The sequence below is a fragment of the Aquimarina aquimarini genome, from assembly GCF_900299535.1.
GTDB classification, from domain to species: Bacteria; Bacteroidota; Bacteroidia; order Flavobacteriales; family Flavobacteriaceae; genus Aquimarina; species Aquimarina aquimarini.
Window position 1 is genome coordinate 22,558 of sequence record NZ_OMKE01000001.1, and the last position, 11,437, is coordinate 33,994.

The 11,437-nt window shown below is 33.1% G+C and carries 9 protein-coding genes; 4 read left to right on the forward strand and 5 right to left on the reverse strand.

Annotated elements, in window-relative coordinates; all coding sequences use genetic code 11:
• Window positions 1–89: 89 nt before the first annotated feature.
• From DG508_RS00130 to DG508_RS00145, 4 genes are all read left to right on the forward strand, one after another.
• The gene (locus tag DG508_RS00130) at window positions 90–611 is read left to right on the forward strand and encodes a redoxin domain-containing protein (RefSeq protein ID WP_108866207.1); all 522 of its coding nucleotides are present in this window, start codon (window positions 90–92) and stop codon (window positions 609–611) included.
• Between the two features lie 42 nt (window positions 612–653).
• Complete coding sequence (locus DG508_RS00135) at window positions 654–1,280, forward strand: thioredoxin family protein (protein WP_108866208.1); 627 nt, start codon at window positions 654–656, stop codon at window positions 1,278–1,280.
• 110 nt (window positions 1,281–1,390) lie between these two features.
• On the forward strand, window positions 1,391–1,705 hold the full coding sequence (locus DG508_RS00140; protein ID WP_108866209.1) for a rhodanese-like domain-containing protein: 315 nt from the start codon (window positions 1,391–1,393) through the stop codon (window positions 1,703–1,705).
• A gap of 9 nt (window positions 1,706–1,714) precedes the next feature.
• Window positions 1,715–2,110 carry a rhodanese-like domain-containing protein gene (locus tag DG508_RS00145; RefSeq protein WP_108866210.1) on the forward strand — a complete coding sequence of 132 codons (396 nt, stop codon included), beginning with the start codon at window positions 1,715–1,717 and terminating at the stop codon, window positions 2,108–2,110.
• A 104-nt stretch (window positions 2,111–2,214) separates the two neighbouring features.
• Here the strand turns inward: DG508_RS00145 and DG508_RS00150 are convergent, their stop codons facing one another.
• The 5 genes from DG508_RS00150 to DG508_RS00170 form a co-directional block, all read right to left on the reverse strand.
• Window positions 2,215–3,123 carry an ROK family protein gene (locus tag DG508_RS00150; RefSeq protein WP_108866211.1) on the reverse strand — a complete coding sequence of 303 codons (909 nt, stop codon included), beginning with the start codon at window positions 3,121–3,123 and terminating at the stop codon, window positions 2,215–2,217.
• A 316-nt stretch (window positions 3,124–3,439) separates the two neighbouring features.
• A complete protein-coding gene (locus tag DG508_RS00155) occupies window positions 3,440–5,779 on the reverse strand; it encodes a GH92 family glycosyl hydrolase (RefSeq protein WP_108866212.1) in 2,340 nt (779 codons plus the stop codon).
• Between the two features lie 22 nt (window positions 5,780–5,801).
• On the reverse strand, window positions 5,802–7,136 hold the full coding sequence (locus DG508_RS00160; protein ID WP_108866213.1) for a sugar MFS transporter: 1,335 nt from the start codon (window positions 7,134–7,136) through the stop codon (window positions 5,802–5,804).
• Window positions 7,137–7,170: 34 nt separating this feature from the next.
• Window positions 7,171–8,106, reverse strand: a complete 936-nt coding sequence (locus tag DG508_RS00165) for an ROK family protein (RefSeq protein ID WP_108866214.1) — start codon at window positions 8,104–8,106, stop codon at window positions 7,171–7,173.
• A 174-nt stretch (window positions 8,107–8,280) separates the two neighbouring features.
• Entirely contained in the window at window positions 8,281–11,265 is a 2,985-nt protein-coding gene (locus DG508_RS00170; protein WP_108866215.1) for a GH92 family glycosyl hydrolase, read from the reverse strand.
• Window positions 11,266–11,437 lie beyond the last annotated feature (172 nt).

The following is an 11,437-nucleotide window of genomic DNA, read 5'->3' on the forward strand; positions in this document are numbered from 1 at the left end:
AAACGTAATTTTTAGATAATTTTTAGTTAAAACATAGAAACCTTGTTAATTTTCTTTTGCATGGCTCATGGTTTTGATAAATTAGTAAGATGTTGAGAATTTTTTTATATATCACACCCCTGTTACTCTTTGTAAATTGTAAAGGAGAACAAACCGTTGCACTAGATGCAACCGATGTTTTTGAGAGTAAAGGTGTAGAAATACCTGTATATGATTTTGAGAGTTTTAAACCTTTGTTGACTATTAATGATGGCAAAACAAGAATCATTAATTTTTGGGCTACATGGTGTAAACCTTGTATTGTAGAGTTACCTTATTTTGAATTGATAAATAGTAGGTATCCCGATGATAAAGTAGAAGTGATTTTGGTGAGTTTGGATTTGCCTAGTCAAGTAGAGTCTAGATTAATTCCGTTTGTTAAAAAACAAAAAATAAAAAGTAAAATTATTTTACTGGATGATCCAGATGCAAATAACTGGATTCCAAAAGTAAATAGTAAATGGTCGGGTTCTATTCCAGCAACAATTATTTATAAAAATGGAACTAGTAATTTCTATGAAAGATCTTTTACTTATAATGAGCTGGAAAAAGAGTTGAAGAAAGTATTGTAAAATGAGTTCGATATATAATCTAGTGTAATAAAAATTAAACCAATGAAAACTTTAAAAATTCTAGTTGGAGTAGCTTTTGTAATAGCAGTGAGTGCTTTTGCAATAGATAAAGTTTCTGATAGTAAAATTGATAAAGGGTATGCTATAGGAGATGTTGCTACAGATTTTAAATTAAAAAATGTTGATGAATCGATGATTTCATTGGTAGATTATAAAGATGCCAAAGGATTTATTGTTGTTTTTACATGCAATCATTGCCCATATTCTGTTGCTTATGAAGATAGAATCATTGCGTTGGATGCAATGTTTAAGCAAAAGGGATATCCTGTTATCGCAATAAATCCCAATAACTCAAAAGCGTATCCAGAAGATAGTTTTGATAATATGAAGATAAGAGCCAAAGAGAAAGGTTTTTCTTTTCCATATTTATTAGATGATGGCCAAAAAATATACCCACAGTACGGAGCCAAAAAAACGCCACATGTATATGTGCTAGAAAAGACAGGAGCAGGTAATCTTGTTCGTTATATTGGTGCTATTGATAATAATTACAAAGATGCATCTAAGGCAGATCTGAAATATGTAGAAGATGCTGTAAATGCTTTGTTAAAAGGTGAGAAAGTTCCTGTAGAAATTACAAAAGCAATAGGTTGTAGTATCAAAGCATAATATAAAACTATTATTATATTCTTATTTTTGATACATTGAAGGTGTCGTTTTAATAAGTACTTTTTATATTTGTATAGTATAAAATATAAACTTTAGTACAATTTATTATAATGGCAGAAGATATCACACAAGAAGAATGGCAAGAGCAAATTGCTAATGACAGCAATGCAGTAATTCTGGATGTAAGAACAGAAGAAGAGGTAGAAGATGGTTTTATCCCTAATATGCTTAACTTAGATATTCGTCAAGGACAGGATTTTCTTGATGAATTAGAAAAACTAGATAAATCAAAAAACTATTATGTGTATTGCCGCTCAGGCGCTAGAAGTGCTCAGGCATGTACATTAATGAATCAGATGGGATTCAAAACCGCATATAACCTGATAGGAGGTTTTATGAATTGGGATGGAGAAACCGCAGAATAAATAATTGTAATGAAAATTAAATCTTTTTTTATAGTTGCTTTTCTTTCATTAGTTTTTTTTAATTGTAAAAAAGAAGAAGAGGCTCCTGCAGTAGAATTAATTACTGTTGAAGAAATGGATTCTCTGTTAGAAATGAGAAAGGTACGACTTATTGACGTGCGAACCCCAGGAGAGTACTCAGAAGGGTATATAGAAGGAGCAGAGAATATTGATTTTAATGCTGATAACTTTGAAGAGCTTATTGGTAAGGTTGATAAGACCAAACCTGTTATTATTTATTGTCGTAGTGGCGGGAGAAGCAAAAAATGTTCTGAGTATATGAAGAAGGCTGGTTTTGTGAAAATATACGATCTTGATGGTGGGCTCACAGAATGGAAATCAAAACAAAAAAAGATTATTAAATAGGTTTTTTATTACTAGATCTTATTTATAAAAAAAAATCAGAATTCTTACCATAAGAATTCTGATTTTTTTATGCTTTATGGTTGAGATTATTATTTACAATATAGTTAAAACGGTAAGCCTTTATAGAAAGTATCATTTACCAACCTTGCGCTTCCTAGAAGTATTGCTTTTTCTTGTAGTTCACTTTTATGTATTTTGATAAAGCACTTTTGTTCATTTAATCTTTTTTCTAGAGTAGCTGCAAAGAAGGGCCATGCTTTTGCAATACTACCTCCTATAACTATAGCCTCTGCATCATACGATTTTAACCACGGACTTAAAAATTCTGCTAAGTTTTCTGAGAATTCATCAAAAACCTGCTGTACAGCAACATCATTTTGCAAAGAAGCTTCTGTAAGTTCTTTTACATTATTGATTGTCGTATTTGTGATTTCTTTATATCGTTTTGTAAACCAGCGGGTAGAAAAATAATCATCTGCGATCCCATCTTTATAAGGTATGTGATATAATTCTCCATCTTTTGGGATTCCGTCTCCTGAAAGAATAGGGAGTCCATGAAAAAGGAAAGATGCTCCAAAACCTGCTCCTAATGTGATGCCAAGGCCTCTACGAATAGATTTTAGTTTTCCACGCCATACCTCACCAATACCAAAACAAGCGGCATCATTATAAAAACGTATAGGGATGTCATCTGATAACTGTAATTTCTTTTTTAATAATTCTTTGATATTTAAGCAGAAAAGAGCATCGTACTTTTGTTGCATTTTAAAAGCAAAAATTCCATTGTGATAATCAAAAGGTCCAGGTATTGCTATACCAATCCCTTCCATAGGAGCTTCTAGAGTGTCTATTACTTTTTGTAATGCAAATATCCATCGTTCTAATATTTCATCTGCACTTGCTTTATTATTTACACTCATAGAAACTAGATTAGTTTCTGATAGTTTATTTGTTTTGGGATCTATCCCTGCAACGGTTATGTAGTTTCCTCCAATATCTACTCCTAATATCATTTTTTGTATACAATCTGTTTAGTACAATGTGCTAAAAAAAGCTTTTGCTTACCATCAAAATTACAATTTATAATAGTTTTCTGTCTGATAATTATTAATTATTCTTACTGCTATAGAAGAATTATGGTCTTTACTTTTGGTAATAATTCAAAAATGATGATTTCTTCTAGAACTAGAGATTAAAAAATATACAGTGACAAGAGAAAAAATAGGAAACCTATCTTTTGAATATCGTATAGTTATAAAAAAATCCCCAAGACCCCTCTTGAGGATTTTATTGATTTTTAATGTTATTTTAAGGTAAATACTTTGAATATTAGATCTTTTTGGGAGTGTTACTCATTTCAAACACAAGTTCTCCTCCGTCACTAATATCATGATGTGATAGTGTTATGCCTTCTATGATTGTACCATTTATAGATACTTGATGTACATAGATATTATCCTTGCTTTGATTTTTAGCACTGATGGTCAATATTTTTCCGTTTTCTAGATGTATGATCGCTTCTTTTATCAAAGGACTACCTAATGCATAATCAGAAGAACCAGGGGTAACAGGATAGAACCCTAAGCTACTGAATATGTACCAAGCACTCATTTGTCCAGCATCATCATTACCACATAGCCCATCTACTGTAGGTCCATACATGGTATCCATAATCATACGAACCCGTTCTTGGGTTTTATGAGGTTTCCCTGTCCAATTATACAGGTAGGGGATATGATGTCCTGGTTCATTACCATGTACATAGTTTCCTATGATACCATCTCTGGTTATGTCTTCATGTTTTTCTATAAATTTATCATCTAATTTCATGGTAAACAAAGAATCTAGATGTTGACTAAAACGCTCGTTACCGCCCATCATTTTTATCATTTTATCTAATTGATGAGGCACATACAATCCGTAGTTCCATGCATTACCTTCAATAAAACCTTGACCATGTGTGTCTAATGGATCAAACTTTTTTCTGAATGTACCATCAGATAGTTTGGGACGCATATATCCTATTTTGGCGTCATATACATTGTTGTAATGCTCTGATCTATTCAGGAAGGTATCCATAGTTTTTTTATCGTCTGTACTTTTTGCAATTTGGGCAATACACCAATCATTGTATGCTAGTTCTAATGTTTTAGAAACAGAAGAGTGGCTTTTGTCATCAGGTACATATTGGTATTTGATATAATCTCCAAGGCCATCGAAATAAGGGACATTGGCGGTACTTACAGATGCTTTTAATGCTTGTTTTTTATCAAAGTCACCAACATTTTTGGCTATTGCATCAGCAATTACAGAGGTTGCATGATATCCTATCATACACCAATTTTCATTGGCATAATGACTCCAGATAGGTAACATTTTATGTACGCTCTGTTCTTGATGAGTGAGCATTGATTTTATCATATCATTATTACGTGCTGGTTGAGTGATGTTGAATAAAGGGTGTAATGCTCTATAAGTATCCCAAAGAGAAAATACAGAATAATTGGTGAAACCTTCTGAAGTATGAATGTTTTGATCCAGTCCAAGGTACTGCCCGTCCACATCTTCGTATACGATAGGACTGAGCATAGTGTGATATAAAGCAGTGTAAAAAGTGGTTTTGTCTTTTTTGTCAATCGTTTTTACTTCTATTTTTGACAATTCATCATTCCATTTTTTTTTTGTTTGTTGCTTAGTATTTTCAAAATCCCATTCTGGGAGTTCGGTTTGTAAATTATTTAATGCTCCTGTAGTACTTACTGATGATAGTGCAAATTTGATATTAATTTTTTCATTGGTTTTTGTGTCAAAATTAAAATATGCACGAATATTTTTTCCTGCCATTTCTGGGAAATTGTGTTGCTGATCAAAACGGCGATAGAAACCATCGTATTTAACAGCATCATATTTTTTATGGCCATAACTGGTAAAAGGTTTGGAAAATTGCATTGCAAAAAATACCTTTTTTGTTCTTGCCCAGCCTGTAGTTTGTCTATACCCCGTTATTAAAGAATCATTTTCTACTCGTATGAAAGTCCATACGTTTTTATCATCATGATGGTATACATTATACACCAAGTCCAAAAGGATATGTGCATCTTTTGTTTCTGGAAAAGTGTATTGATGGAATCCTACTCGTTCTGTGGCTGTAACTTCTGCGGTAATGTTATAGTCAGATAATTTTACTTTGTAATAACCTGGTGATGCAGACTCTTCATCATGCGAGAAAGTGGAATAAAACCCTTTTGATTCGTCTTTGGTTTTTATAGGATCAAGGATGAGGTCGCCTGTGGTTGGCATTATCAAAAAATCTCCTAAATCTGAGTGTCCTGTACCACTCAAGTTTGTGTGGGAGAAGCCTATTATGGTAGTATCCCTGTATTGATAACCTGCACAGTATTCGTAGGTTTCTTTGTTGTATTTACCGTCTTTGTGAAACATTTTTTCAAAGTTGGTTTGTGGGCTTACTTGTACCATACCAAAAGGTGCAGTTGCTCCAGGGTAGGTGTGTCCCATTTTGCTAGTACCAATAAATGGATTTACATATTGAGTAAAATCTACTTTTGCTATCTCTTTACTAGGTGTGGATTGAGTAACAGGTGTTTTGGTTGTTTCTTTACAGGATGATAAACAAAGTATTCCTGCGATTAGAATTGAAAGATATTTCATTGGTGATGATTTTGTTTGTCTTTTATTGAGTCAATGAATTGTTGTTAATTTCTAAGGCTTTCTTTTTTGTTTTTATGATACCATAAAAAACGATGTATAGATAACATACTATCAAAAGTATTAATGCTATTTTAAAACCTATATGATCAGAGAGTAATCCAAATACTGGTGGAATTATCGCTCCTCCTACTATCATGGTGCACAATACGCCAGATGCCTGTGGTTTTAAGTCATCTAATCCTTCTAGGGATAATGAGAATATTGTAGGGAACATTATAGAATTGAATAAGCCTACGAGTAGAATACTCCACATAGAAACAAAACCAGAAGTTACCATAGATATTATAATGAATAATACGGCTCCTATGGCAAAGAAGCTAAGTACTTTTGAAGCTTTTATAATTTTGGTAAGGTGTGCTCCTACAAATCGCCCGATCATCGCGCCACTCCAATAAAAAGTAACAAAAGCACCAACTACAGCCTTATTGTCTAAGGTTTCGCTATCTGATCCTAAAATACTCTCTGATATGCTTTTCATTATTGCGTTTTCCTTAATTAATGTAGCTAGATTCATATCAAGAAAATAGTTAATTAGATAGCTTCCAATTGCTACTTCTGCTCCTACATATACAAAAATTCCTATTGCACCTAGTAGTAAGGATTTACTTTGTATTACTTTTATATATCCTCCTTTTGGACTGCTTTTGATTAATTTGGGAAGTTTTATAAATATAAAAATAAAAGCGAGTATCACTACAAATACAGCAATGCCTATAAAAGGTGATTGTACTGCGGCTGCTTCAGAAATATAATATTGTTCTTTGTCTATAGTATTGAGAGCAGAGATTTCTTGTGTGTTTTTTACCTTATCACTTAATATGAACATAGCTCCAATTGCGGGGGCAATAGTTGTTCCCAAAGAGTTAAAGGCTTGCGATAGGTTGAGCCTGCTAGAGGCACTTTCCTCTGGGCCTAAGACAGCTACATAAGGGTTTGCGGCAACTTGTAGAATGGTAATCCCACTTGCTACAACAAAATAGGCTAGCATAAAAATACTAAATTCACGATAGGAGGCTGCTGGATAAAATAATAGGCATCCTGTAGCAAGAGTTAGTAGTCCTAATATGATTCCTTTTTTGTATCCTATTTTTGATAAAATAAACCCAGAAGGGATCGATAATAAAAAATAGGCGCCAAAAAAGGCAAATTGAACCAATCCAGCTTGAAAATAGTTTAGTGTAAAAACTTCTCTTAGTCTAGGGATTAATGAGTCAACAAGTACTGTGATAAAACCCCATAAAAAAAATAGTGAGGTCAGGAATATAAAAGCACTTTTATATGTTTTACTGTTTTTCAAAATCGTAGTTTTAGATTAAAGATAGATATTTCATTTAGTTAGGTATTTCTGTTTTTTTTGATTGAAAATGGAGTTTTTTGTAGAATATTTCATCTACCAATCGGGCACTCCCTAATAATATAGCTTTTTCTCTCAAATCACTTTGATATATTTTGGTAAAGCATCCTTGGTTTTCTAATTCTTTTTGTAAGTCTTCTGCAAAAAAATCCCATGCTTTTGCAATGTTTCCACCAATTACAATTGCATCTGTATCATATCCCTTTAACCAGGGAGATAAGAAGGTTGCTAGATTTAGAGAGAACTCTTTAAATATTTGATTTACTATAATTTTTGATGCTGTCACATGAATTAAATCTTTTACTCCGTTTATAGAAACTCCTGTTTTTTCATAATATTTCTTTATAAACCAACGAGTAGAGAAATATTCATCTGCGATTCCTTCTTTGAAGACTATATTGTATAATTCTCCATTTTCGGGAATGCCTTTTCCTGTAAGCATTGGTAATCCATTTGATAGAAAAGTAGCTCCAAAACCTGTGCCTAGGGTTATACCTATTGTTTTTTCTATTGATTTTAGTTTTCCTTTCCAGAATTCACCAATACCAAAACATGCTGCATCGTTATAGAAACGTACTGGTGTTGATTTTGATAATGCTAATCGTTTGGTGATAATCTCTTTTATATTTAACCCATATAGCGCAGTATATTTATGTTCCATTTTATAAGCAAAAATTCCTTGTTGATAATCAAATGGACCAGGCATTGCGATACAAATCCCTTCTAGAGATTCTTTGCCAATAGCATCAATGCTTTTTTGCAAAACATGGATCCATTGATCAATAATTTTATTGGCTTGAGCAGCACTGTTTATACTGCTAGAGATTATGTTTGAGTCTGGTATGTCATGACTTTGTGAATCAATACGAGCAACCGTAATATGACTACCTCCTATATCTACTCCTAATATCATTTTTTATAGTGCAATTAGTTGTTTGTTTTTTGTTTTATTTGAGTTTTTTAATACGAGTGATTAGGATGTTATTTTATTGTTTTTATGATTTTTTTCATAGCGTTTTTGGGTGTTTTTTAGAGTAAATAGAATTCTGGTTATTATTAGTTTTGAATATAGCATATTCTATACTGGTTATTTTTTGATAGTATTAGAAATATGAAAAAAACGAGAAGCGTCTATTTCTTTTTTCTCAAAATCAGGACCACTCCATAATACTTTCAAACCGATATTATCAGAACATTGAAAGTACTTGACAGTAAATTTATGTAATCCAGCGGATAGAATGATATTGTTTTTTTGAGTAAAACTAAAAGATTTCCTGCCGTCACTTTCAAATAATTCTTTATCATCAATTAGCAATTGAGCACCATCGTTGGCGGCTATTTCAAAATTGTATACTCCATTTTTTGGAACATTGATAAAACCATCAAATTTGAATCCGATCCACTCATCTCTCAATCTATGTTCTATATGAATGGTGCTAACTTTCCCTTTTTCTATAGGCTCTTCTGCTGAGAAATCATAAACAGATCTAAAAATGCCTTCGTAGTACTTATATGATAGTCCATTTTTTAGCTTGTTTTTAAGCTTTTGGCGATCTATACTTTGTAGTTTTTCTAAAAAAACAGAAGGGGTGTAGCTTGAGATTAATCCATTTTTAAAGGATTTCATTTTTAGATTGGTAGATGATTTTATTTGAAAAGGAGCTACGTATTTGGTACTCTTTTTTGTAGGTTGACTTCCATCAATAGTATAGTATATTTCCGCATCTTTTGTATCACAGCCTAAAGTAATTGTTTTGGTATCCAAAAATGATGTGTAATCAGATGTAAGATAAGGAATGCTAACTGTTTTTTGAGTGTCAGACATTGGACGATTTGTTGTAGCAACTCCCCATTTTTTATTTGGAGTATTTGTCATTTCGAATACCAATTCTCCTCCTTTTAAAATATCCTCATGCTTGAGGTATGTGTTCGGATATTCTTGTCCGTTCAGTTTTAAGGATGAAAAATAGATATTTTCTTTACTAGCATTATTGGCTTTTATAGTAAAAGTTTTACCGTTATCAAGATTGATAGTAGCTTTTTCAAAAGTTGGGCTTCCTATTACATATTCAGGAGCTCCGGGGGTGACAGAGTAAAACCCTAAACTACTTAATACATACCAAGCAGACATTTGTCCGCAATCATCATTTCCACATAATCCATCAGGTTCAGAAGTATACATCTCATCAAGTATTTTGTGAATGGTTTTTTGCGATTTCCAAGGGGTTCCTGCATAATTATATAAATAAGCAAGATGATGGCTAGGCTCGTTACCGTGCGAGTATTGACCTAGTAAGCCTGAAACATCAGAATCATCGCTTATTTCTTCATCAAAATTTTTAGAAAAAAGAGTGTCTAACCATAGGTTGAAGTTATCATCTCCACCTACAAGTTCTATGATACTTGCAATATCATGAGGAACAAATAGGCTGTATTGATAAGAGTTTCCTTCTGTAAAATTAAAGTTATATGTTTTTTCTACTGAGGTGGGGTTGAAATCTTCATACCATGTACGATTAGAATACCTAGGCCGCATAAAACCAGTTTGTTGATCATATAGGTTTACAAAAAAGCGAGCTCTACGAGAATACTCATTGTAGATATCAGTTTTGTTTAGGGCTTTGGCCATTTGTGCAATACACCAGTCATCATAGGCATATTCTAATGTCTTGGATACAGATTGACTATTTTTGTTTGAAGGAACATAGCCTAGTTCTGTATAGTAATTAATACCTCTCTTTTTTACATTTGCGCTTTCTATCATGGCTTGTAGTGTTTTTTCTACATCTACATTTGTTATTCCTTTTAGGTACGCATCAGCTATTACAGAAACACCATGATACCCTATCATACATCGGGTATCGTTTGCAGCAAGTTCCCACATAGGGATTTCACCAAATTGTTCATGTTTTTTCTGTAATGTGACGACAATATCTCTGGTTACCTCTGGTTCTATAATGGTGAGCAAAGGATGTAGCCCTCTAAAAGTATCCCAAAGAGAAAAGACTGTGTAATTATTAAACCCCTCTGTTTTATGAATTTTGTCATCCATACCTCGATATTGCCCATCTACATCGTTATATAGATTGGGAGTGAGTAAGCTATGATATAGAGCTGTGTAAAAGATTTCTTTTTTATCTTCATCGGGATCATCTATCTCTATTTTACTCAGTGAAGTGTTCCATGTTTTTTTTGCTTCATCTTTGACTTTATCAAAATCCCAATGTGTAAGCTCTTTCTCTAAGTTTTGTTGTGCTCCTTTTATACTCACTGCAGATAGCGCTACTTTTACTAGTAGTTCATCTTCTGAGCTGTCAAAATTGAGAGCGGCTATTATTTTTTTACCCATAAAATCTGAACCAGTAATTGCTATTTTGTCTCCGTTTAAGATTTCATAAGATTGTATTGGTTTAGAAAATTTTGCAGAAAAATACTGGCGTTGGTTCCCTGCCCATGCTTTTGACCTTCTGTATCCCGCAATCTCTGTATCACTAATAATTTGTAATGATGATTCTATGACAGGATCACGATGTTCTAGGTCTATAATAATACTTGTTTTTTGTGCTTTAGGGTAGGTGTATCTATGTACTCCAACCCGTTTTGTCGTTGTTAGTTCTGCTTTTACATTGTAATCGGTAAGAAGTACAGAGTAATACCCAGGTTCTGCAAATTCTTGTTCATGATGATACCTTGATCGATATCCTGAATCTGGATTCTGGGCAGATCCAGATTGATGCTGTATGTCACCAGTTGTGGGTATGAATAAGATGTCTCCCAGATCAGGAACCCCTGTTCCCGAAAGATGGGTATGAGTAAATCCTATAATTGAGGTGTCTGTATAGTCATATCCAGCACAAGCGGGCCAACTTGTATGATCATTCCTTGTATCGGGGCTTAATTGTACCATTCCAAAAGGTAATGTAGGGCCAGGAAATGTATGCCCTGGGGATTTGGTGCCGATAAAAACATCCACATAATCTGCTGGCTCTTTTATTTCCTCGTGCGAACATTGTATTCCTATGATTCCTATACTAAATAGTAGGAATACTTTTTTTATGGTAAGACAATTCATGATCTTTTTATTTTGAGATTGAATAGTGTTTTTTGCAAGAAATGTATTGATGATTTCATATAAAAATAGCTTAGGTTATTAGAGCTTGTGTTTACACTATCTTATAGTATTAGTTTTAAAATTCACAACAGATATTTATAATAATTTAATACGAAAGACAGAATCTGAAAAA